The organism is Devosia sp. (assembly GCF_040509215.1).
In the GTDB taxonomy this organism is placed as follows: domain Bacteria; phylum Pseudomonadota; class Alphaproteobacteria; order Rhizobiales; family Devosiaceae; genus Devosia.
This window is the reverse complement of the sequence record NZ_JBEVLL010000092.1, coordinates 1-22,213: the sequence shown is the minus strand read 5'-3', so window position 1 is coordinate 22,213 and position 22,213 is coordinate 1. Positions and strand designations below refer to the sequence as shown.

Sequence of the window (22,213 nt, the reverse complement as noted above, 5' to 3'; positions counted from 1 at the left end):
TCTTTGGCATGGGTGAACCCTAGTGAAGGGTCGCAAGGCCCAGATTCTTGTCACCGAGCCATTCGGTGACGGCATCGGCGGTATCGGCCACCATCAGCGGCGTGCCGTCTGCGGACATGACGAGCTGGTAGAGCTCGCCATCGTTGAATTCTGCGTCGTGGATCATGCTTGACAGCACGAGGCCGGAAACCGGCTTGATATAGGCCACGGCACTGCCACCAAGGGCAGCGAACTGGGCTTCGGTCAGGTGCCGAAGCGGGTGCACATCGGCAGGAACGGCGTCGGTATTGCGTCTATCCATCATTTTTTTGGCCCTTTCCTTTACAGCGAGCGAATGTCGATACGGCGGGCAAGCTTGGGCGCGCGAGGACGCTCAAGAGCAATAACGAGCATGCCATGGCTCAAAGTTGCATCTTTCACGATCATTCCATCGGCAAGGAGGAAAGTGCGCTGGAATTGCCGGGCGGCAATGCCCCGGTGCAGGAACTCCCGCCCCGGCTCATCCTTCTGCTTTCCGCGAACATTGAGCTGGTTGTCTTCGTTCATCACTTCGAGTTCGGATTGGGAGAATCCGGCAACCGCGATGGAGATGATGAAGCGTTCCGACCCGTCTTCGCCGACGGTGCGCTCGATATTGTAAGGGGGGTAGCCGTCCGCAGACCGGGCGAGCCGATCGATCCTTTCCTCAAAGCTGTCAAAGCCGAGGAGAAAGGGCGCGGAAAAGACCGATATACGCGACATCTACGCCGTCCTTGTTTCAAGCAAGCAACGATTACTGTCGACCCAAAACTCTGGCATCGACAGGCTGAGGCAGATATGGGTCCTATGGCCTGCCTGTTCAAGCCTGAGAGGCCCCTCCATGAGCCAGTCCCAGACCGTCGCCGTTATCACCCCCGCCTTTCGCGCCCAGGACACGCTGCCCACCACGGTGCAAAGCGTGCTGAGCCAGACCTATGCCCATTGGCAGCACTTTATCATTGCCGATGACGGGTTCGATTATGCGGCGTTTCTCGATGGGCACGGCCTCAAGGATGACCGTCAGGTCTTCATGACGAGCGGGGGCATGGGCACCGGCGCGTCGCGGACGCGCAATGTGGCGCTTGAGCAATTGCAGGTGCCTTACGTCGCTATTCTCGATGCGGACGACCGGCTGAAAGTGCAAAAGCTGGAGCTGGCCGTAGCGGCGCTGCAAAGCCACGCGATCGTGACGACGGCGCTCGATGTCATGACCATGGAATTCGGTCACCTGCGCTATGTCGGGGACGGGCCGGACCGGGAACTGACGCCGGGCGAGCACAAATGGGTGAGCCTTTCCATGGATTCCATGGTGGTCTGGGACCGGACGCGCACCGATGCCCGCTACGACCCGACGCTGAGCAATATGACGGATCTCGAACTGCTGCTGCAGCTCTATCGGAAGACCCCGCTCTCCATGCACCTCGGCGCACCCCTCCATGACTACATCAAGCGCGATGGCTCGATGAGCAATGGCAAGGACGTGGCCGCGGGCATGATTGCCTCAAAGACCGAAATCCTGCGCCGGCTCGAAGCGGGTTTTTATGGGCTTTCGGCGGTGGATGTGGCGGGCGTAGCGCGGTTCCTGCGCGTATCGCTGGCGGCAGAGGCAGCCTATGGCGCAGCGCTCCGCGACGAGCCGGGCCTGCTGTTTGAAAACCACATCGAGCCCATGCTCAAGGCGGCAAGAGCCTAATCGAGTAACAGGTCGAGGACGTCGGCATGGATGTCCTGCCAGTCCTTTTCGGTGATCGGGTAGAAATCAAAGCCGCGCAGGGTAGCTGCGCCTTCGACCGCGAGCAGCGCGAGGCGAGCGCGTCGGCCGGATGGCGTCGTCACGTCGAGCTTGGCTAGGGCCTGGCGATAATAGTCCTGCGCGCCTTTGCGATAGTGCGGTGAGCGCATGAAATTGGCGATCAGCGCCAGGGAGCGTTCGGTGACGAGTTCGCTGGCGCCCTTGCTGCCCAATACATGGGCCCGCACCCGGTTTTCCGGCGTATCGCCGGCCGACGCCAGAAACGCGGCGCCGATTTCGTCCATGGCCGCGAAGGCCCGGTTGAACAGCGCGTCGATCAGCGCGTCCTTGCTGGGAAAAGCATATAGCACCCCACCCTTGCTGACCCCGGCCTCGGCCGCGACGGCATCCATGGTGAGCTGGCCCGCGCCATCGCGCAGCACCACGCGCTCGGCCGCATCGAGCAGGGCGCCGCGATCAATTGTCTGTTTCCGGCCCATCGCACCCTCTTTTCAATCCGTCCAGACGGATTTATATAGTGCCTCGCTCGGCAGTGATAGGTTTATGCCGGCAAAGAGGTTTCAAAATGTCTTCCCCGCGCAACCGCTGGCTGGTGTTGCTGGCCGTCATGCTGGCTTTTCTTCCCGTCGTCATCGACATGACGATCCTTCATATCGCTGTGCCCTCCCTGACTTTGGCGCTGGGCGCGAGCGGCACTGAAATTTTGTGGATCATCGATATCTACCCGCTGATGATGGCGGGTCTGCTCGTACCCATGGGCACGCTGGCTGACCGCGTCGGTCACAGGCGCATGATGCTGACCGGTCTCGTGGTCTTTCTGGCAGCCTCGATCCTGGCGGCCTTTGCACCAAACGCCGCAGTTCTGATCGGCGCGCGCGTTGCCCTGGCCTTTGGCGCCTCGATGATCATGCCCAATGTGCTGGCCATCATCCGCCAGACCTTTGAGGATTCCAAGGAACGCGCTCTGGCTCTGGGTCTATGGGGTACGGTCGGCTCGGCCGGCGCCGCATTGGGTCCGCTGGCGGGCGGCGCGCTGCTCGAACATTTCTGGTGGGGTTCGGTCTTTCTCATCAACGTGCCGGTGATGATGGTGGTCTGGCCGCTGGCCTACTTCACCATTCCACGGCGCGAGACGACATCGCAGGGCAATTGGACCATCGGCCAGGCGCTGGTGCTGATCGCGGGCCTGATTGCGACGGTCTATGCCATCAAGTCAGGTTTCAAGGCGGGAAGTTCACCCGTCGTGACCGGTATGACCCTGGTGGCCGGCATCGGTCTTCTTGCCTGGTTCGTGCGCCAGCAGATGCGTTCTGCCGAACCTATGCTCGATCTCAGCCTCTTCTCGCGGCCGGCGATTAGCATGGGCATGGTGATGGCGCTGGTGGTCTGCGGCTCCTTGGCCGGTGTCGAACTGACCGTGGCGCAGGAACTGCAGTTTGTGGTGGGCTATAGCCCACTCCAGGCCGGCCTCTTCATGCTGCCGCTGGTGATTGCGTCCGGCATTGGCGGGCCGCTGGCCGGCTTTGCCGTGGGCTATGCGGGCCTGCGCACGGTGGCTGTGGCCTCGCTTGGCGTTGCTGCACTCAGCCTCGCAGGTCTCGGGTTCAGCGACTTTCATAACCCCGGACCGGGCGTGATGGTGCTGATGGTGACGCTGGGCCTGGCGCTCAGCATTGGCCTCACGGCCTCATCCATCGCCATCATGTCGAGCGCCCCGGCCGACAAGGCGGGCGTCGCCGGTTCGCTCGAGGGCACCGGCTATGAACTGGGTGCGGGCCTTGGCATCACCTTCTTCGGCGTGCTGCTGGCGTCGAGCTATTCGGGCGCTCTGCGCATTCCGGCGGACATGGCGCAAAACCTGCCCGAGAGCGCGAGCCATTCGATTGGCGAGACCATGTTTGCCGCCGAACAGCTCGGGGCAGCGGGTGCGCCGCTGGTGGAAGCAGCACGCCTGGCCTTTTCGGATGCGCATGGCCTGGTGTTGCTCAGCGCAGCGAGCCTGATCGGCCTCCTCACCGTCGCGGTCTTCGTTGCCCTGAGAAACTACAACGACAGCGAAGCATCGGTTGGCGCGCATTAGTCGACGCAAAAAAAGGGCGGCCGATTGGCCGCCCGTATCGTGATGCTCTCGAGAGATCAGAGAGCGTAAAGCGTGACGTTGGTACCGTCCTGGCTCGCATCAAGGCCGACGATCTGGTCAATGGTAAAACCCTGATCGGTGACCGTGCGGGCCAGTGCCGGGTTGTTCTTGACGCGCTGCTGCAGTGCAGCGGTATCGACGTTGATGGCCAGCGAACGGGCTTCACCCGCATTGACCTTCAGCACGGTGGCGTAATTGGCATTGTCGAGCGACTGCACCGAACCACGGGCATCGAACGGGCTCGCCATGGCGGCGCCAGCAGTGGTGGCAAGGATTGCGGCAACGGCAACGGCTTTGATAAGACGCATGATAGGCTCCTGTTTCAAAATTGCTGCTCCGTATTGGGGAGCATGAAGGAGTTACGCTTGAGACCCCGTTTGGGTTTCGTGAATGTTCGGTAAGGTGGAACACTCATTTGTGTGTGATCCAAATCCGGGGGCAATCGTAGCCCGCGTGTCACGCCCCGGGGCCACTTGCCTTTCCCTGCCATTCCTCCTATAGAGCGCCATCTCCGGATCGCCCGGCCAAAAGGCATGCCGTGGCGATCTTTGAATGCGATGGGCCCAAATCCATCCTGTTTTCCTATAAGGACCCGCAAAATGCCCAAGATGAAGACCAAGTCCGGCGCAAAGAAGCGTTTCAGCTTCACTGCTACCGGTAAGGTGAAGGCCGGCGTTGCCGGCAAGCGCCACCGCCTGATCAGCCACAACGCCAAGTACATCCGCACCAACCGCGGCACCAAGATCCTGTCCAAGGGCGACGAGGGTCTGGTGAAGTGGTACATGCCGTACAACCGCTAAGCTGGAAGGACACTAGAAAATGTCACGCGTAAAAAGAGGCGTAACAGCCCACGCCCGTCATAAGAAGGTCTTGAAGGCCGCCGAGGGCTATTATGGCCGTCGTAAGTCTACGATCCGTATCGCCAAGCAGGCCGTCGAAAAGGCCGGCCAGTACGCGTATCGCGATCGTCGCGTCAAGAAGCGCAACTTCCGCGCTCTCTGGATCCAGCGTATCAACGCTGCCGTCCGCGAACACGGCCTGACCTACAACCGATTTATCGACGGCCTCAGCAAGTCTGAGGTTGCAGTCGACCGTAAGGTGCTGTCCGATCTCGCGATCACTCAGCCCGAAGCGTTCGGCGCCCTGGTCGTCAAGGCCAAGGCAGCTCTGGCATATCTCGCAAGCGTTGATACCGTTACCCACGCTCGCGTTACCGCCTAAGCTAACCCAGCTTCGCTGAGGTCGAAATTGCGCCTTGCGCCACCCCGAAAGGGGCTGGCGCGGGGCGTTTTGTTTTGGTCTAACCGCACCTGAATTTTCACCGAGAGCTCCCGATGTCCTTGGAAACCCAGATTGAAACCCTGCGCGCCGAATTGAGCGCTGCGATCGCCGCTGCCGACACCGAAGCCGCGCTCGACACCGTGCGTGTCGCGGCCCTCGGCAAGAAGGGTTCGGTCTCGGCCCTGCTCGGTACGCTCGGCTCCATGGCTGCCGAGGATCGGAAAAGCGCGGGCCCCGCGATCAACGGCCTCAAGAACGATATTGCTGGCCTGATCGAAGCGCGCAGCACCGAATTGAAGGGCGCGGCGCTCGAGGCGCGGCTGAAGGCTGAAACGGTCGACGTGACCCTGCCGCTGCCCCCGGCCCCGACCGCCAAGGGCCGCATTCACCCCATTTCCCAGACCATCGACGAAATCACCGCCATTTTCTCGGACATGGGTTTCGCCATTGCCGAAGGTCCCGATATCGAGACCGACCACTACAATTTCACCGCCCTGAATTTCCCCGAGGGTCACCCGGCGCGCGAAATGCACGACACCTTCTTCATGAAGCCCGGTCCGGACGGGGTGAAGAAGGTTTTGCGGACCCACACCTCGCCCGTGCAGGTGCGCGTGATGCAAAAGACCAACGAAAAGCCGGCCGCTTCCTACCTGACCCCGTCGCAGGATCCGCCGATCCGCGTCGTCATGCCCGGCCGCACCTATCGCAATGACTCAGACCAGACGCACACGCCGATGTTCCATCAGGTCGAAGGCCTCGTCATCGACAAGGATTCGCATATTGGCCAGTTGCGCTGGGTGCTCGAAGAATTCCTGAAAGCCTTTTTCGAAGTGCCAAGCGTCACCCTGCGCTTCCGTCCGAGCTTCTTCCCCTTCACCGAGCCGTCGATGGAAGTCGACGTGCAATGCGATCGCTCGGGCTCTGAAGTGAAGATCGGCGAAGGCAATGATTGGCTCGAAATCCTGGGCTGCGGCATGGTGCATCCCAATGTGCTGCGCAATGCCGGGCTCGATCCCGACGTCTACCAGGGCTTTGCCTGGGGCATGGGCATCGATCGCCTCGCCATGCTGAAATACGGCATGCCCGATCTGCGCGCCTTCTTTGACGCCGACCAGCGCTGGATCGAGCATTACGGGTTCCGCCCGCTTGATCTGCCGACGCTGTTCGGTGGGCTTTCGAGCTAGGCTCAGATGGCTTCGCTTCCGCCCGAATATGCCAATACCATAACCTTCAGCTTCGGCGACTCGCCGGAGTTGAATGAGGAATTGCTTGGCCTGGTGTTGGCCGGCAAGAAGACCGCGACCTGCGGGGCGCTGCGCGACTATGAAGAGGGCAAGGAAGCCATGCCCGTCGTCGGGCGGCGCGATGTCGTGCTCAACGGCGCAGGCGAGCCGGCGGCGGTGATCGAGACGCTGTCGATCGACATCATGGCCTTCGATGCGGTGGACCCCAGCTTCACCGATCTCGAGGGCGAAGGCCCCTATGCCAAATGGCGCAGGGAGCACGAGGCTTACTTCTCGCGCAATGGCGGCTTTGCGCCAGACATGCAGGTTGTATGTGAAAAATTCCGGCTGGTGACGGTGCTTCCGGCTGGGCGTGAACTCTACAATCGCGTAGCGCGGTCGATCTTCATTGTCACCGACATCGAATCCGACGGGCCGACACCGCTGCACAATTCCATGCTGAGCTTTGCTTCGGTGGCTATCGAAGCTGACGGCACGCGGCATGGCGAGTTTGAAGCGGTGTTAAAACCCAAGGCCGATCGCACGCAGAACGAAATGACCATGGACTGGTGGAAGACCCAGCCCGAGGCCTGGAAGGCGGCGACTGAGGGCGCCGAGGACCCGGCCGTTGTCATGCCGCGCTTTGCCGACTGGGTGGAAAGCCTGCCCGGCCCAAAGGTTTTCGTGGCGGCGCCGATGATTTTCGATGGTCTCTGGATGGACCATTATCTCGATGAATATGCCGGCACGCGGGCGCTGAGCGGTCCCTTCAAGGGTCGCCAGATTTTTCGCGGTGGCGGCGTCTGCCTCTATACCATGGCCGGAACGCTGCGCGGCGCGCCCTATCTCGATTGGGGCATGAGCAAGCTGCCGGCCGAATTCTACGGCCATATCCCCCATACCCACCGAGCCATCGACGACGCCCGCGGCTTTGCCAATGTGCTCGTCGAACTCTTTCAACTTTCGTCCGCGCTGCCGCCGATCAACGGCAGCAAGAGTGACTTCCGCTAAGGTCCCAAAACATGAAATTCACGCTTGATTGGCTCAAGGAACATCTCGAGACCACGGCCTCGACCGAAGAGATCGGCAAGGCGCTGACCATGATCGGTCTTGAGGTGGAAGGCATAGAATCGCAGGGCAAGGCGCTCGAAAAATTCGTCATTGCCCATGTGGTTGAGGCCAAGCCGCATCCCAATTCGGATCACCTCAATATCTGCAAGGTCGATGCCGGGACCGGCGAGCTGATCGACGTCGTCTGCGGCGCGCCGAATGTGAAGACGGGCATGAAGAGCGTCTTCGCCTTCCCCGGTACCTATATTCCGGGCAAGGATTTTGAGCTCAAAGGTGGCGTCGTCATTCGCGGTGCGCCGTCGAACGGCATGCTCTGCTCGGCTGCAGAACTGCAGCTTTCCAACGACCATGACGGAATCATCACCCTGCCTGACGATGCGCCGATCGGCCAAAAATATGTCGACTATGCCGGCATCAATGGCGTGGTTTTCGATATCTCCATCACGCCCAACCGCGGCGACGCGACCGGTGTCTACGGCGTGGCGCGCGATCTCGCCGCCTTTGGCCTCGGCACGCTGAAGAAGACCGATTTTTCCGCAGTGCCGTCCAAGGGCAAGAGCCCGATTGCGCCGCTGCCTCAGCAGTTTTCGGGCGAAGAACCCAAGGCGATCCGGAAGTTTGCCGGCCGCTATATTGCCAATGTGAAGAACGGCCCTTCGCCGGACTGGCTGCAGGCGCGCCTGCGTTCCGTGGGCCTGCGTCCGATCAACACCATTGTCGATATCACCAACCTCGTCTCGCTCGGCTGGGGCCGACCGCTGCACGCCTATGACGCCGACAAGGTTGAGGGCACCATGGTGCTGCGCAATGCGCGCGGCGAAGAATTCGATGCGCTCGACAACAAGGTCTATACGCTCGACGAGACCATGACGGTTATTGCTGACGACAAGGGGCCCCTGTGCCTTGGCGGCATCATGGGCGGTATTCGCTCGGGTGTGACCGACGAGACGACGAACATTTTCATGGAATGCGCGAGCTGGGATCCGGAGCTGATCGCCCGCACCGGCCGCAAGACCGGGATTGTTTCCGATGCGCGTTATCGTTTGGAGCGTTCGGTTGACCCGGCGCTGACCGAGCCGGGCATGGAACTGGCGACGCGCCTGGTGCTCGAACTCTGTGGCGGCGAACCGGCCGAGCCGGCGATCTCCGGCGAGGACGTGTTTGCCAATACCACGGTGGAATTCCCGCTTGGCGAAGTGCGTCGCCTGACCGGCTTGGAAGTGTCTCCGGAGAAGATCGAGGCTATTCTCGCAGCGCTTGGCTTTGTGGCCGAGGGTTCGGGCGACAAGCGCACGGTAAAAGTGCCGAGCTGGCGTCCCGATGTCACCCAGAAGGCTGACCTCGTCGAAGAGGTCATGCGCATGGTGGGCGTCGACAATGTGCCGGTGGAGCCGCTGGCCCGGCTCAATCACGTCGCGCCGCGTATCCTGACCACCATCCAGAACCGTCGTCGCATTGCGCGTCGCGTCCTGGCGTCGCGTGGCCTCGATGAGGCTGTCACCTGGAGCTTCATTTCGCATGACGAAGCCACGCGCTTTGGCGGCGGTACGGACGATCGTCAGCTTGCCAATGCCATCGCGTCCGACATGACCGACATGCGGCCCTCGTTGCTGCCGGGCCTGTTGGCGGGTGCACGTCGCAATGCCAATCGAGGTTTTGCCGATGTGAGCCTGTTCGAAGTCGGGCAGATCTTCCTTTCCGATAAGCCGGAAGGCCAGCACACCTATGCCTCCGGCGTGCGTACCGGCACAGCCAAGATCGACGGCGCCGGTCGCCATTGGTCGGGCAAGGCCGAGGCGGTGACCGTGTGGGATGCCAAGGCTGATCTTGCCGCGGTGCTCGATGCGCTTGGTGTCGACGTCGACAAGGTGCAGGTGCTGTCCGAGGCGGCGAGCTGGAGCCATCCGGGTCGCGGCGGGCGTTTTGCGCTGGGGCCAAAAGTGACGCTGGGCTGGTTCGGCGAACTGCACCCGGCGCTGGCAGCGGATCTTGATATTTCGGGGCCGGTTGCGGCGTTCGAAATCGACCTCGATGCCCTGCCCGAAGCGCGCAAGAAGGCGACCAAGACCAAGCCGGCGATTGACCTCAGCCAGTTCCAGCCGGTTTTCCGCGACTTTGCTTTCGTAATGGACAAGGGCGTGGCGGCGGCCACGATCCTGCGCGCGGCCAAGGGTGCGGACAAGGCGCTCATCGCTGATGTTGGTATCTTCGACGTGTTCGAAGGTGTGCACGTTGGCGAAGGCAAAAAGTCCGTAGCCATCGAAGTAACCCTGCAGCCGCGCGATCGTACATTGACCGACGAGGACATCGAAAAGGTGTCCTCGGCGATTGTTGCGGCCGTGACCAAGACGACCGGCGGCGAACTGCGGAAGTAACCCCCACCCTTGATCCCTCCCCACAAGGGGGAGGGAGACGCTGGGCTTTCTGGCCGAGCAAACTGAACTATCGCTCCTGCCCTCCCTCCCCCCTTGTGGGTAGGGCCGGGGTGGGGGTACGGCAAGCGCCTTGCCGTCCTATTCTGCCCATCCGGAGACAAACCAGTGTCCCGTACCGACGCCATTCTGAAACGCCTGTCTGGGCTGCATCCAAAGCTGATCGATCTCAGTCTCGATCGTATGCTGCCGCTCCTGGAAAAGCTGGGCAATCCGCAGGACCACCTGCCGCCCACGATCCATGTGGCGGGAACCAATGCCAAGGGTTCGACCATCGCCTATCTCCGCGCTTTTCTCGAAGCGGCGGGCAAGAAGGTGCATGTCTATAATTCGCCCCATCTGGTGCGTTTCAACGAGCGCATCCGGCTGGCGAGCGAACTGGTTTCCACGCGAAAACTGAATGCGGCGCTGGAAGAGGTGGAAGAGATCAATGCCGGGGCCGGGATCACCTTTTTCGAGGTGACGACGGTGACGGCGTTCAAGCTTTTTGCCGAGACGCCGGCGGACTTTCTGCTGCTCGAAACCGGCATGGGCGGGACTTACGACACGACCAATGTCGTCAAACATCCTTTGGGCACGATCATCACGCCGGTCGATTTCGACCATCAGGGTTTTCTGGGCAAGACCATTGTCGAGATTGCATCCAACAAGGCCGGTATTCTGAAGCGTGGCTCGAAATCGGTGATGGGTATCCAGCGCGACGAGGGGCACAAGGTGCTTGAGCGCGCCGCGCATCGGCTGGCGATCACGCCGCTCTGGCAGGGCGAGGATTTTCATGGGTCGGCGCAGGATGGGCGGCTCGTCTACACCGACGAAGCCGGCATGCTCGACCTGCCGCCGCCGGCGCTGCTCGGCCCGCACCAGTTCGACAATGCAGCCCTGGCCATTGCGGCGGCACGGCATTTTGAATTGCCGGTTGATGAAACGGCGATTGCCGAGGGTCTGCGCAAAGTAACCTGGCCTGCGCGCATGCAGCCGATCCGCGAGGGAAAGCTGCGTGACCTCCTGCCGGCGGGGCATGAGCTTTGGCTTGATGGCGGGCACAATCCCCATGGCGCCAAGGCCCTGGCGCGGACCATTGCCGAGTTTGATCGTAGCCGGCCGGCGCCGCTCATTTTGATCATGGGCATGATGAGCAATCGCGACCCCGGCGAGTTCCTGGAGGTCTTTGCCGATTTCAGGCCGCAAGTGCTGGCGCTGACCATTCCGGGCGAAGAGAACGCGCATCCGGCCGGTCATATCGTGACGCGCGCCAGTGATGTGGGTTTTGACGCGATGCCGATGCGCTCCATCGTGACGGCGCTGAAGGCCGCCGCCGATGTGCCGAATGCGCGGGTACTGATCTGCGGATCATTGTATCTGGCCGGCGACGTGCTCGCGAAAAACGGCACGCCGCCGAACTGACTGGGTTTAGTACTTCGCCTGCTCACTACCGCAGAACGGGTCGACTGGGCTGGTGCCGGTAAACGGCGCCCGGCCGAGAAGCGCGTCGAGAACGGCCTCCTGGATGGCGTCGCTTGAGCCGTAGGCGTTGACATAGGTCGACACGCGCGGGGCGTCGTAGAGGTAGTAAGGGAAGCCGAGCGAGACCATGAGCGTCGGCACTTCGTGCCAGTGGCGGTGCATGGCGCCGAAGACGGAGCCGGTGAGGCCCTTCCAATCAAGGAAGATGCGGCTGCGGGTGAGGAGGGTTTCTTCCGCCAGGAGGTACAGCACGAGATCGTAGTCGCTGGCGCGGACGGCGAGGTCGGGCGTGTGAAGCGTGACCTCAAAGCCTTCCTGCGTCAGGCGATCGGGCAGGGAGAGCGGGATCGGCGCCGGGGCAAAGGGCTGCACGGCGCCGGTCGAGTAGATAAGCACGCGCTTGTATTTTGCGGGGGACAGCGGCAGCAGGTTGGCCGTGTCCTTCACCAGCGTCGGCATGCGGGCGGTGACTTCCCTGGCCTTTGCGAGCTTTTCCGGCGTTGCGACCACGCGGCTGGCCGTATCGAGGTTGGGCTCAGGGCGATCCCTGTGGAGGCCAAGCGCGGCCTTGAGGGCCAGAATGCGCGTGACAGCCTCGTCGACGCGCTCCTGGGTCAGGCGACCATCGGCCACGGCCTTCACCAAGCGCATCAGATCGCCATTGGGATCGTCCGAGAACAAAATGACGTCGCAGCCGGCGATGACCAGTTCGGGCAGGGTTTCGTCGCGCGGGCCCCAATCACCCAGACCGGCCATTGGCGTGGCATCGGAAACGATGAGGCCCTGGAAGCCCAGGCGCTCGCGGAGCAGGACCTCGTTGAGGAGGCGGCTCAGCGAAGCAGGGCGGAAGGCTTCGGCGGTCGCTTCGGGATCAAGCTCGCGCACGAAAGCCGGGAAGGCGATGTGGGCGGACATGACGCTCAGGACGCCAGCATCAATGGCGGCGCGATAGAGCCGGCCGAATTGTTCTTCCCACTCGGCAATGGTCAGCGGGTTGATCGTGGTGACCAAGTGTTGGTCGCGGTCGTCATACCCTTCGCCCGGCCAATGCTTCACCGTGGCGGCGACGCCATTGGCCTGGAAGGCCGCGATCTGGGCCAGGGCGTGGCGCTCGATCCTGTCGATGTCGCCGCCATAGGAGCGGGTGCCGACAATCGCGCTGCGCCAGGCGGCGTTGATATCGATGACTGGGGTAAAACTCCAGTTGAGCCCGACGGCGCGCGCTTCCTCGGCCATGATGGTGGAAATGGCCGTGGTCGCCTCAACGTCGTCGACGGCGGCCAGGCCGAGCGGGTTGGGCACCGAGGTCCCAAAAGGCAGGCTCATGCGGCTGCCTTCTAGATCAGCGCTGACCAGCATGGGCGCAGGGCCGACAGCATCGAGCTGGCGGGCAAAGCTGATTTCGCTCGCAAGATCGCCTGAATAGATGCGGGTAATGCCGCCTGGGCGGAAGGCTTTGACCGCTTCCAGTGCCTCGTCGGCCGGGCCGCGGGCCAGAAGAACAAAAAGCTGGGCCAGCTTATCGCGCGGGGCAAGGCCATCGCGGGTCGCATGCACCCAGGCAATGGCCTCCTCGTCCAGATTGAAGGGCGCTAGGGACAAGTCGATGGGGGCCAAAGGATGCTCTCCGGGGGCAGTCTTGCTTTGCGATAGTGCTAGCAGAGCCCGCAGGGCTCCACCACTGCCCAACCTCACGGGTTTGTGAGGCAAATCTAAGGAGGCTCAGGCGGCGTGCGATTCCAGCCATTTGATGAGCTGGACCCGGCTTTGTCCGGCCCCGACCTTCAGGTCGACCGGCACGCCGTTCTTGAAGATGATCAGCGTCGGCATGGCGCGCACATTGTAGGCGACGGTAATGCCGGGATTGGAATCGACGTCCAGTTTGACGATCTTGAAATCGTCGGCCAGCTCTTCGGCGAGTGCGTCGATGGTGGGCGCCATGGCTTTGCAGGGTGGGCACCACTCGGCCCAGAAATCGACGAGCACCGGGCGGTCGGACTGGAGGACTTCGGCGGCAAAATTGCTGTCGCTGACATGGAGGGCCATGGGTCACCTTTCATCGGCAATAAGCGATGAAATTAGGCGTGATTGCCGGCCGGGGGAAGCAATGGCGTTTTATGCTTTTGCGCCGCCAAACAAAAAAGCACCGCCGGACGGGTCCAGCGGTGCTTTGCAATGGTCAGCAGGCAATCTTAGGCGGCGTGGCCTTCGAGCCACTTGGTGAGGCCCGCCTTGGGGGTGCCGGCACCGATCTTCATGTCGGCGGCTTCCCCGTTCTTGAAGAGGATCATGGTCGGGATGGAGCGGACGCCATACTTCACGGTGGTCGACGGGTTTTCGTCGACGTTGAGCTTGACGATCTTCACCTTGCCCGAGAGCTCGGTGGAAAGTTCATCGAGCACGGGGGCGATCGCCCGGCAGGGCCCGCACCACTCGGCCCAGAAATCCACCAGAACGGGTTCTTGGGAGTTGAGGACTTCCTCGCCAAACGTGGCGTCGGAAACGTGCTTCGTCATTTATTGTGCCTTTTGGGTTGAAAGCGGTGGGTTGTTTGCTCCCAAAGCTGGTGAGAGTCCAGCCTTTGGACAAGATCGTTCACTTGAGGGTGAAATTCCCACGCGCTTGTTCGAGAAGCTCGGACGGCAAATTCATCAATGATTCCAACTCGGTCCACAGAATTGCCGCGCTAACGGTCCGGCCGGGGAACAGCTGGCTTGCAACCAGCGCATAAAGCGACAGTTGCGTAACGTACCTCGGAGGCACGTCGTCAGCCCTTTTCGGCGCCGTTGCGTCGGACTTGTAGTCGATCACCAACACGCTGTGGTCGTCAACTACGAGCCTATCGATACGCCCAGAGAGGCGGATTGGTTCCCCATCACGAATGACGTCGACCAGAAACGGCAGTTCGGCGCGGCTGCTTGCGCCGAAGAGATCGGCAAATTCGGGCTTTTCCAGAATGGATCGGGCCTTTGGGGCGAGCCGCGCTTGCTCGTCCGGCATGTCGGGGAGCAGCACTTCGAGCGCGCGCGGAATCACATTGGGCCACAGGTCGCGATCGATCCGGCCCAGGTGCTGCAGGAGGGCGTGGAGGGCGATGCCTGATTTGCGGGCGGTTTCCGCATCGCGCACACGCTCAGCCGCGGTGGCTAGCGCCGGTTCACCGGCGTCGGCTTCATGCGCTCGCGAGGGCGAGGTGGTGGCCGGCGCCGCGAACGCGGGCAGTGGTTCGGGCTCGACCCAGCGGGCGGGTTTTACGCTAGGGGCCGTCGAGCCAGCTATGGGGGCAGGGTGTGGACGAACGATGGGGTAGACCAGCGCCGAAGCGCCGTCGGCAAGTTCCAAAACCTCGGCATTGTCGGAGAGGGCCGATTCCACGGCCTCGTACCATGAGCCCTCGAGCTTGCCGGTCTGGGTGAGGGCGCCGGTGACATAGAGCTCGTCCTCGGCGCGGGTCATAGCGACATAGAGTTTTCGCCAATATTCCTGCGCCAGATTGGCGTCGGTTGCTTCCTTGATCGCCAAAGTTGCGGGGACATGCTGGCGCTGATTGGAGGCGTGTATGAGGAGGGGGCCGGGATTTTCCGAGACGATATAGATTGGGCTGCCGACCTGCTTGGCGGCGGGTTTGCTCGCGGCATCGGCCATGATGACGATGGGGGCTTCGAGCCCCTTGGCGCCGTGCACGGTCATCACACGAACGCCGCCGCCACCTTCGGCCAGCTCGCGCTTGATCGAGACATTGCGCTGGCGCATGTCGGCGGCAAAACCCTGCAGCGAGGGTTGCGCGTTCTGCTCGTGGTTGAGCGCCAGTTCCAGGAATTCGGAAATGACTTCGTCGACTTCTGTACCAAGGCGGGCATGGAAGCGTTTGAGGCCCTGATCGGCATAGAGAACTTTGGTCAGGAACTCGAAGGGGCGTTCGAAGTCGAGGTTCGAACGCCACGCAGTGAGGCGCTCGGCGGCGGCGCGGGCTGCGGGTAGGGTCGAAGCGAGGAGTGCCGACCACAGGGTTTGTCGATCGGCGCGGGTGCCGGCGAGGTTGAAAAGATCGTCCTCGGAAAAGTCGAAGAGCGGCGAGCGCAATAGCGCGGCCAATTGCAGGTCGTCGGCCGGATTGAGCAGCACGTCGATCAGGGCGAGGAGATCGAGCACGGCGATGTGGCCGGTGACGGCCAATCGGTCGGCGCCGGGGGTCGGCACAGACAGGAGGCGCAGGGCGCGGATGATTTCCTGAAAGAGGGCGCTGCGCGATTGGACGAGAATAAGCACGTCGTCGGCAGTGACGGCGCGACCGCGCTGAGCGAGCGGACGCCCATTGTCGATCCAGCCTTTTATTTCGCGGGCGATGCGCATGGCCACCTGGCGCGCGGCGCTCTGCTCGGCTTCCAGCGGTTCGAGCGGCCATTGTCCATCGCCGGCTTCGGATTTCTGCGCCTGGATCGGTGGCCAGAGAGTGACCGTGCCGCCGGGCTGGCTGCGAGCCGCAGTGTGCAGCACCGGATCGGCGGCAAGAAGGGCAAGCTGGATATCGGAGCGGGCGCAGACCTTGTCGACGGCGTCGAGAATGCCCGAGAGCGTCCGAAAACTGGTGTGGAGCGGCAGGCGGGCAAAGGCCATTTCGGCCGCTTCCGCGCGGCGCGCAAAATCGTAGCCGGTGGTGCCAAAAAGGGCTGGCTGGGCGCCCTGGAAGGAATAGATCGACTGTTTCTGGTCGCCCACGGCAAAGACCGAGCGCGGGCGTCGGGCCGCTCCTTCGCCGACGAAGAATTCGGCGGCGAGGGCTCGTACCACGCGCCATTGCTGGTCATTGGTGTCCTGGCTTTCATCGACGAGGATGTGCTCGATGCCGGCATCGAGCTTGTACTGCACCCAGGGCCCGATCTCGAGATTGTCGAGGAGATCGCCGAGGCGGTCGACGAGGTCGTCGAAATCGAGCAAAGCGCGGCGGCGCTTGTCATCCTCGTAGCGACGCGCGATCGCGACCAGAATGTCGAGCACGGCATTGCTGCGCTCGGCAAGCTGGGCGCCGCGGATTTCCGTATCCAGCGCGACGAGGCGGTCTTGCTCGGCGGTGAGAAGATCAAGGAAATGTGGGTAGTTTTCCTGTTCCTTTTTCACCATCAACCGGCTGCGGGGCTCGCCTTTGCCGGTGAAAAAGGCAGCACGCAAGAGGTCGGGTTCGGGGCGGTCTGGGTCGAGACGGGCCAAAAGATCCGCGCAGCGCGAATTGCCCGCGGGATCGCCGCCGAGCGCGGACACGATCTGGCGCAGTATTTCAGGCGTGAGCAGGGTTTCGCGCGTTACGCTCTCGATCAGTTCGGCGGCATTGGTACCATCCACGCCTACGAGCTGCCGCAGACGCGCCTTGGCGCCTTCTGGATCAGCCAAGAGCGGTTTCAAACGTGCGCCCTTGGAGAGGGCCGCGCCTATAGCTTCGCCGATGTGATGGTCGCTAAGGAGGTGAAAGAGCGTTTCAACGGCTGCACCATTGGCGCCGCCCCGCAGCCCTTCAGCGAGGACGCTTTCGCGGGCGGCGATGATGAGTTGGGTCTGCTGGTCATCCTCGATCACCGAGAAATCGAAGGGCACGCCGGCTTCGATGGGGAAGCGATGCAGCACGGCCTCGCAGAAGGCGTGGATGGTGAGGATACGCAGCCCGCCTGGCGTTTCGAGGGCACGGGCAAAAAGCGTGCGGGCGGCGTGAAGGCTGGGGCCGTCGGGTGGCGTGCCGAGCAAGTCTGTCAGCTTCTCGCGCAGCTTGCTCTCTTCGATGACGGCCCACTCTGCCAGTTGCTGGGAGACGCGTTTGCGCATCTCGGCGGCGGCCGCTTTGGTATAAGTGAGGCAGAGGATCGATTCCGGCTTTACCCCGGCCAGCAGCAGCCGCAGCACGCGGCGGGTAAGCACGAAGGTTTTGCCCGAACCGGCATTGGCCTCCACCCAGATGGAATGGCTGGGATCGGTGGCGCGGCTTTGCGCCCGGCTGGTGTCGAAGGGGACGACGAGTTCGCCGCGATTTTCGCTCATGCCTCGTCCTCCCCGCCATCGACGCTCGTCCATTCGGCAACGCGCGCCAGATGATCATAGGGGCCGGCAAAACGCTGGCCGGCGAGCGGCAGCAGCCGGGCTGGCATGGGCGTGTCACGGAAAAGGAAATGGTCGATATGGCTCTGGAGGCGACGATTGATTTCGTCGGCGGCTTCCATCAGTGGCATGCCGTCGGCCGCCTTGAAGTCGGAGGGCACGAACGCCTCGGGGCCGAGGCCGATCTTTACATAGGTGAGGGCGCCGGTCGGGGCCGCTGTGATGCCGGCCATGGCGCCGGCCTGGGTCATCACGGCTTCCATCAGCAACTGTGGAGCTTCAAAAGCCTTCATCATGGCCGGGGTGGGCGGTGAGCCGGTCTTGAAATCGAGAATTTCGACGGTGCCGTCCGTCATTTCGTCGACACGGTCGGCCTGGCCGGTGATTTCAAATGGTTCGGCGAGGTGAAGCGGCATCTTGCCTTTGATTTCGGCATGGCGCTGGCGCACGCGGGGGTGGCGTTCGCGCTCAAAAGCCAGAAACTGTTCGGCGGCCGTACCAAAACGCTTGAGCCAGATGTCGCGGCGCTCGCCGATGGCTTCGAGGCCCGAAAAGGCATCGGCGGCGATGGTCATGAGCGTTTCGAAGGCGTCGGGCGCGGTCGGATCATGACCTTCCTCGACGAAGCGGGCAAAGGCGTCATGGATGATGGTGCCGCGCTCGCGGGCATCGGGCACATCGCCCAGCGGGTCGAGCTGGCGCAGTTTCAGGACATGCTTTGCATAGAGATCATAGGGCGAGCGCATCAGCGTCTCGACCTCTGTGACCGAGAGTTTTCGCGGGCGGATGGCGGCAGGCGGATTGGGGAGAGGACGGGCGGCGGCGGTGACCGTCTCCACGGCGTCGATGGCACGCGCGGCCTCGATCCAGCCTCTGCCACGCCGGCGCATGGCTTTGGCCGCGTCTTCGCCGGCAAAGGCATCCAGTCGCTGCACCATGCGCGAGGGCAAGGACGGGCTGGTGCCGATGCGGTCGGCATAGGCCACGATAACCCGTGCATTGCCCATGGCCTGGGCAAAATCGTGAGCGGCAAGGCCCTGCAGGCGTTCTGGCGGCTCGAGGCCGGTGGCGAGGCGCATGCCGCGGCTGAGCCAGGGGCCGGGATCGGCCGGCTCGGGCCAGATGTCTTCGTTGAGGGCGCCGAGGATCATCAGGTCGGGCGACATCAGGCGGGCTTCGATCTGGCCCCAGATGGCGATGTCCTTGCGACTGTCCACCCGGTTGCGCACCTGAAAACCCTGCATGAGGGCTGAAAGCACGGCATCAAGCCCGGCGGGAAAGAAGGCATGGCCCTCGCCGGTCAGCTTGGCCATTTCATCGGCCCAGGATTGCAGTTCTTCGCGTCCTCGCACCGGGGCGCCGGCGGCGACGCGATCGACGGCGCTGACAATGGCGCCGGCGAGATCGGCGGCGCGGATCAGCGGAGTGGCGAGGAGGTGGGTAAGCGGGGTGAGCGCGGCGGAAATATCGTCGAGTAGCGCGAGGATGGCGGGGGCGTGCGCCTCATTGAGGCGACGTGCGGCGCCTTTGGGAGGCTCGGTGAGGTGTTGGGCAAGTGCGGTACGCAGGCCATCAAGGCCGGGGGCTGGCCTTTGTCCGCGCAAAAGGGCCAGTTCGATGTCGTCGGCAAGGTTGGAAATCTCGCCGCGGCTACGCCCGAAGAGGCTGGCGCGGTTGCGGAGGAGGGAGATGAGATCGACGGCGGCGCACTGATTGACGGCGAGCGTCAAAATCTGCCGGGCGAGGCGGCCGATGGTCGACTGGAACAGCGGCGCGCCGGCGGCGTCGTCGACGACCACGTCAAAACGCGCGAGTTCGGCGGCGATGCGGCGCGCGAGATTTCGGTCGGGCGTAATGATACCGACAGTCTGTTTGTTCGCGAGAGCCTCACGCGCGGCAATGGCAATGGCGCGGGCTTCTTCGTCCTCGTGGCGCGCGGCGATGATCGAAACACCCGCCAAGGCCGCGTTGCGTGTTTCAGCATCGGGTCTTTGCTCGGCCCAGAGAGCGGTTTCCGAAGTCAGGGCCAGGGCACGATGGAGGAGCGGTGTGCGGGGATGATCGCCGGGAGCGAGTTCGATCACCTCTGCCGGGCTGGCGCCTAGCGTGCGAAGCAGTTTTGCGAGGTGATATTGCGGATGGCCGTGCGGGCTCTGCCCTGGGTCGAGCAGGGACGCGTGGGTCTCGGACGACATTGTGGTGTCGAGCCCTGGTAGGACGAGCGCGCCACGCGGCAGGTGTTCGAGAGCCTTGAGAAGGCGGGCGGTGGCCGGGATCGAACCGGTGGAACCAGCGGCGATGACCGGGCGATCGCCATAGATCAGCGGCGCGCCTTCGGCCTGTCGGTCGAGCCGGGCGCCGCGGAGCTGTGATGGGTCGGCGCGCTTTCTCTCCTCCAGCATGTGGGGCCAGGCGGAGAGGGCAATATCGAGGAAGGTGAGGGTCTGCTGCCAATAGGCGCCGAGTTCCGGGCCGAGCTGGTCGCCGAGGGCGCGCAATTCGCCGGGGCCGCGTTCGGCAATGGCGAGGTCGTCAAAGACATGGGCGAGCGAGTCGGCCATGGAGAAGATTTCGGCCGCAGTCGGTGGCGTCGAGAAGGCCTGGCCACCGGCCGGGCTATGGGCCCAGGCGGCAACGAGCCGCGAGAGGATCAGGCGGCGCTCCAGCGTCGTTGCGGCCGGCAGGCTCGGTGGAGCGTCGAAGGGCGGCAGGAAGGGTTCTTCATCGCCCTCGTCGCCGCCAAAGGTGCGGATATCGGGCAGGAGGCCGGTGAAGCCGGGATGTCGGGCAAAGGCCTCGGCCAGGGCTTCGCGGGCGCGCTGGGTCGGCAGGATGACGGTGACATCGCTGAGCCAGAACGGATTGTCGCGCGGCCAGTTGCCAAGGAGACGCCCATCCATGACGGCGTCGGCCAGGGTCGGCAGGAACGGCGAATGCGGGGCGATCGAGAAGATCGTCATGACGCGGCCAGAAGGCGTTCGGCTTCGGCAAGGCCGTCGGGGTCGCCGACATGGAACCAGGGCGCGTCGAGGACGACGCCTTTGAGGGTCTCGCGCTCCAATGCCGCCTCGAGCAGCGGATAGAGCGAGAATTCGCCATCCGGGGTATCGGCAAAGAGCTCGCGGCCGAGCAGCAGTACGCCGCCATAGATGACCGGGGCGCCATAGTCGCGGGTGACGAGGCCGTCCGGGGCAAGACAGAAATCGTGGCTACGCGAAAAGCCACTGGCGCGGCGGGGCTGGACGCAGAGCATGACAATGTCTTCGGGGCCGGTATGGCGAGCGATCATGCGCTTGAGCGGTTGGTCGCTGCCTTCGGGCCAGAAGGCGTCGGTGTTCATGACGAAAAAGGGGTCGGAATGAAGCATGGGCAGCGCCCGCTTCACCCCGCCACCGGTACCGAGAAGCTCGTCCTCGCGGCTGACTTTGAGAAGACCGCCGAAATGGGCCAGCACCTGGTCGGCGCGATAGTGGGCATTGGCGACGAAACGCTTTGCCCCTTCCGACCGGGCATTGCCGATGACGCGCTCGATGAGGGGGATGCCGGCCACGGGAATCAGCGGCTTGGGCAGCGAGTCGGTGAGGGGACGCATGCGGGTGCCGAGGCCGGCAGCGAGCAGCATCACATCGGGGAATCGGTCGGGGGTATCCATGCCGGGATAGAACCGGGCAGGGGGGTGATTGTCTAGGGGCGCACGACCACCAACCGTCATCCTCGGGCTTGACCCGAGGACACTTCACTTCACGTAGGCGCGGCCAGTGCAGGGCCCTCGGGTCAAGCCCGAGGGTGACGGCGTGGTGTCAGAACTCCGACCAGTCTTCCAGTTTTGGCGCGGCATTGCCGCTGCTGCGGCGGAGATAGGTGCTGGCGACGGACTTCAATTTGTCCTGCATGCCCTTGATGCCACGGGCCGGTTCGGCCTCGCGAACCGGCGAGGCCGAAACAGTGAACTGCTCGACGATCTCATCGAGGCGCACGGCCTGGCCTTCGGTCTGTTCGATGGCGGCATTGGTTTCTTCCACCAGCGCCGCATTGTGCTGGGTCATCTCGTCCATCTGGCGGACGGCAATGGTGACTTCTTCGATTGCCGAGGCCTGGGTGCGGCTGCCCTGGGCGATGGCTTCGAGGTCGGCAGTGTTCTCGCGGATGGCGTCGAGCATGCCGGCGAGTTTTCCGGCTGCCGCGCCCACAAGCTGCGTGCCGCCCTTCACTTCGCTGGCCGACTGTTCGATCAGCAGTTTTACATCGGCCGAGGCGCTGGCGGCGGACTGGGCGAGGCGGCGCACTTCGACGGCGACTACGGCAAAACCCTTGCCGGCTTCGCCTGCCCGCGCCGCTTCAACCGAGGCGTTGAGGGCGAGGAGATTGGTCTGGAAGGCGATGTCGTCGATCAGCCCGATAATGTTGGAGATTTTGGCGGAGGAGGCGGTGATCCGGTCCATGGCCTTGGTCGCCTGGTTCATCACCTCGCCACCCTCTTCGGCCGCCTGCGAGACGTTGCGGGCCTTCTTGCTGGCCGCTTCCGCCTTGCCGGCATTGTCGAGCACCGTGGATGCCAGTTGCTCCATCGTCGCCGAGGTTTCTTCGATCGTCGCGGCCTGGCGCGTCGTGCGTTCGGAGAGATCGTTCGCACCCGAAAGAATTTCGCCGGTGGCGCGCTTCAGCGTGCCGGAGGTGGCGCGGAGCTGGCCGACGATGTCGCCGAGGCGTTCGGCCACGGCATTGGTATCGTCCTTGAGGCGGGCAA

The 22,213-nt window shown here is 63.2% G+C and carries 19 protein-coding genes; 8 read left to right on the top strand and 11 right to left on the bottom strand.

Features of this window, described 5'->3' with window-relative positions:
• Window positions 1-19 precede the first annotated feature (19 nt).
• Together ABW043_RS05160 and ABW043_RS05155 are read right to left on the bottom strand one after the other, a co-directional pair.
• Window positions 20-304, bottom strand: a complete 285-nt coding sequence (locus ABW043_RS05160; RefSeq protein ID WP_353920161.1) for a DUF1150 family protein — start codon at window positions 302-304, stop codon at window positions 20-22.
• 17 nt (window positions 305-321) lie between these two features.
• The gene (locus ABW043_RS05155; RefSeq protein WP_353920160.1) at window positions 322-741 is read right to left on the bottom strand and encodes an Hsp20 family protein; all 420 of its coding nucleotides are present in this window, start codon (window positions 739-741) and stop codon (window positions 322-324) included.
• A 118-nt stretch (window positions 742-859) separates the two neighbouring features.
• On the opposite strand from ABW043_RS05155, the gene ABW043_RS05150 reads away from it, so the two are divergent.
• Entirely contained in the window at window positions 860-1,711 is an 852-nt protein-coding gene (locus tag ABW043_RS05150; RefSeq protein WP_353920159.1) for a glycosyltransferase family A protein, read from the top strand.
• On the opposite strand, the gene ABW043_RS05145 is transcribed toward ABW043_RS05150, so the two are convergent.
• Entirely contained in the window at window positions 1,708-2,250 is a 543-nt protein-coding gene (locus tag ABW043_RS05145) for a TetR/AcrR family transcriptional regulator (RefSeq protein ID WP_353920158.1), read from the bottom strand. The two genes, ABW043_RS05150 and ABW043_RS05145, sit on opposite strands and share 4 nt — an antisense overlap.
• A gap of 86 nt (window positions 2,251-2,336) precedes the next feature.
• Between ABW043_RS05145 and ABW043_RS05140 the strand changes: the two genes are divergently transcribed.
• Window positions 2,337-3,851: an MFS transporter gene (locus tag ABW043_RS05140; protein WP_353920157.1), complete on the top strand. Its 1,515-nt coding sequence runs from the start codon at window positions 2,337-2,339 to the stop codon at window positions 3,849-3,851.
• A 56-nt stretch (window positions 3,852-3,907) separates the two neighbouring features.
• Here the strand turns inward: ABW043_RS05140 and ABW043_RS05135 are convergent, their stop codons facing one another.
• Complete coding sequence (locus ABW043_RS05135; protein WP_353920156.1) at window positions 3,908-4,219, bottom strand: hypothetical protein; 312 nt, start codon at window positions 4,217-4,219, stop codon at window positions 3,908-3,910.
• 291 nt (window positions 4,220-4,510) lie between these two features.
• Between ABW043_RS05135 and rpmI the strand changes: the two genes are divergently transcribed.
• The 6 genes from rpmI (at window position 4,511) to ABW043_RS05105 (ending at window position 11,322) form a co-directional block, all read left to right on the top strand.
• Window positions 4,511-4,711, top strand: coding sequence for a 50S ribosomal protein L35 (rpmI, locus tag ABW043_RS05130; protein ID WP_046105910.1), 201 nt, complete (start codon window positions 4,511-4,513; stop codon window positions 4,709-4,711).
• Window positions 4,712-4,730: 19 nt separating this feature from the next.
• Window positions 4,731-5,132, top strand: coding sequence for a 50S ribosomal protein L20 (gene rplT / locus ABW043_RS05125; RefSeq protein ID WP_353920155.1), 402 nt, complete (start codon window positions 4,731-4,733; stop codon window positions 5,130-5,132).
• Window positions 5,133-5,245: 113 nt separating this feature from the next.
• Window positions 5,246-6,376 carry a phenylalanine--tRNA ligase subunit alpha gene (gene pheS / locus ABW043_RS05120; protein WP_353920154.1) on the top strand — a complete coding sequence of 377 codons (1,131 nt, stop codon included), beginning with the start codon at window positions 5,246-5,248 and terminating at the stop codon, window positions 6,374-6,376.
• Between the two features lie 6 nt (window positions 6,377-6,382).
• Window positions 6,383-7,426: an ASCH domain-containing protein gene (locus ABW043_RS05115; protein WP_353920153.1), complete on the top strand. Its 1,044-nt coding sequence runs from the start codon at window positions 6,383-6,385 to the stop codon at window positions 7,424-7,426.
• Between the two features lie 11 nt (window positions 7,427-7,437).
• Window positions 7,438-9,861 (top strand): phenylalanine--tRNA ligase subunit beta, encoded by a 2,424-nt coding sequence (gene pheT / locus ABW043_RS05110; protein WP_353920152.1) that lies wholly within the window; start codon window positions 7,438-7,440, stop codon window positions 9,859-9,861.
• A gap of 165 nt (window positions 9,862-10,026) precedes the next feature.
• The gene (locus ABW043_RS05105) at window positions 10,027-11,322 is read left to right on the top strand and encodes a bifunctional folylpolyglutamate synthase/dihydrofolate synthase (protein WP_353920151.1); all 1,296 of its coding nucleotides are present in this window, start codon (window positions 10,027-10,029) and stop codon (window positions 11,320-11,322) included.
• Window positions 11,323-11,328: 6 nt separating this feature from the next.
• Here ABW043_RS05105 and ABW043_RS05100 read toward each other — a convergent pair whose 3' ends face one another.
• The 7 genes from ABW043_RS05100 to ABW043_RS05070 all read right to left on the bottom strand — a co-directional run.
• Window positions 11,329-12,999: a glycoside hydrolase family 3 protein gene (locus ABW043_RS05100; RefSeq protein WP_353920150.1), complete on the bottom strand. Its 1,671-nt coding sequence runs from the start codon at window positions 12,997-12,999 to the stop codon at window positions 11,329-11,331.
• 105 nt (window positions 13,000-13,104) lie between these two features.
• Complete coding sequence (gene trxA / locus ABW043_RS05095) at window positions 13,105-13,428, bottom strand: thioredoxin (RefSeq protein ID WP_353920149.1); 324 nt, start codon at window positions 13,426-13,428, stop codon at window positions 13,105-13,107.
• A gap of 146 nt (window positions 13,429-13,574) precedes the next feature.
• Entirely contained in the window at window positions 13,575-13,898 is a 324-nt protein-coding gene (trxA, locus tag ABW043_RS05090) for a thioredoxin (protein ID WP_056312572.1), read from the bottom strand.
• 79 nt (window positions 13,899-13,977) lie between these two features.
• Window positions 13,978-17,409 (bottom strand): double-strand break repair helicase AddA, encoded by a 3,432-nt coding sequence (addA, locus tag ABW043_RS05085; protein WP_353920148.1) that lies wholly within the window; start codon window positions 17,407-17,409, stop codon window positions 13,978-13,980.
• Entirely contained in the window at window positions 17,406-20,426 is a 3,021-nt protein-coding gene (gene addB / locus ABW043_RS05080) for a double-strand break repair protein AddB (protein ID WP_353920147.1), read from the bottom strand. The genes addA and addB overlap by 4 nt, the downstream gene beginning before the upstream one ends.
• Window positions 20,423-21,118 carry a nucleotidyltransferase family protein gene (locus ABW043_RS05075; protein ID WP_353920146.1) on the bottom strand — a complete coding sequence of 232 codons (696 nt, stop codon included), beginning with the start codon at window positions 21,116-21,118 and terminating at the stop codon, window positions 20,423-20,425. The genes addB and ABW043_RS05075 overlap by 4 nt, the downstream gene beginning before the upstream one ends.
• A 148-nt stretch (window positions 21,119-21,266) precedes the next feature.
• Window positions 21,267-22,213, bottom strand: a 947-nt coding sequence (locus ABW043_RS05070) for a methyl-accepting chemotaxis protein (protein ID WP_353920145.1), incomplete at its 5' end; no start/stop codon positions are given.

Coding starts and splice junctions, on each gene's coding strand:
- ABW043_RS05160 (WP_353920161.1), bottom strand. CDS start 304: ATGATGGATAGACGCAATACCGACGCCGTTCCTGCCGATGTGCACCCG.
- ABW043_RS05155 (WP_353920160.1), bottom strand. CDS start 741: ATGTCGCGTATATCGGTCTTTTCCGCGCCCTTTCTCCTCGGCTTTGAC.
- ABW043_RS05150 (WP_353920159.1), top strand. CDS start 860: ATGAGCCAGTCCCAGACCGTCGCCGTTATCACCCCCGCCTTTCGCGCC.
- ABW043_RS05145 (WP_353920158.1), bottom strand. CDS start 2,250: ATGGGCCGGAAACAGACAATTGATCGCGGCGCCCTGCTCGATGCGGCC.
- ABW043_RS05140 (WP_353920157.1), top strand. CDS start 2,337: ATGTCTTCCCCGCGCAACCGCTGGCTGGTGTTGCTGGCCGTCATGCTG.
- ABW043_RS05135 (WP_353920156.1), bottom strand. CDS start 4,219: ATGCGTCTTATCAAAGCCGTTGCCGTTGCCGCAATCCTTGCCACCACT.
- rpmI (WP_046105910.1), top strand. CDS start 4,511: ATGCCCAAGATGAAGACCAAGTCCGGCGCAAAGAAGCGTTTCAGCTTC.
- rplT (WP_353920155.1), top strand. CDS start 4,731: ATGTCACGCGTAAAAAGAGGCGTAACAGCCCACGCCCGTCATAAGAAG.
- pheS (WP_353920154.1), top strand. CDS start 5,246: ATGTCCTTGGAAACCCAGATTGAAACCCTGCGCGCCGAATTGAGCGCT.
- ABW043_RS05115 (WP_353920153.1), top strand. CDS start 6,383: ATGGCTTCGCTTCCGCCCGAATATGCCAATACCATAACCTTCAGCTTC.
- pheT (WP_353920152.1), top strand. CDS start 7,438: ATGAAATTCACGCTTGATTGGCTCAAGGAACATCTCGAGACCACGGCC.
- trxA (WP_353920149.1), bottom strand. CDS start 13,428: ATGGCCCTCCATGTCAGCGACAGCAATTTTGCCGCCGAAGTCCTCCAG.
- trxA (WP_056312572.1), bottom strand. CDS start 13,898: ATGACGAAGCACGTTTCCGACGCCACGTTTGGCGAGGAAGTCCTCAAC.
- addA (WP_353920148.1), bottom strand. CDS start 17,409: ATGAGCGAAAATCGCGGCGAACTCGTCGTCCCCTTCGACACCAGCCGG.
- addB (WP_353920147.1), bottom strand. CDS start 20,426: ATGACGATCTTCTCGATCGCCCCGCATTCGCCGTTCCTGCCGACCCTG.
- ABW043_RS05075 (WP_353920146.1), bottom strand. CDS start 21,118: ATGGATACCCCCGACCGATTCCCCGATGTGATGCTGCTCGCTGCCGGC.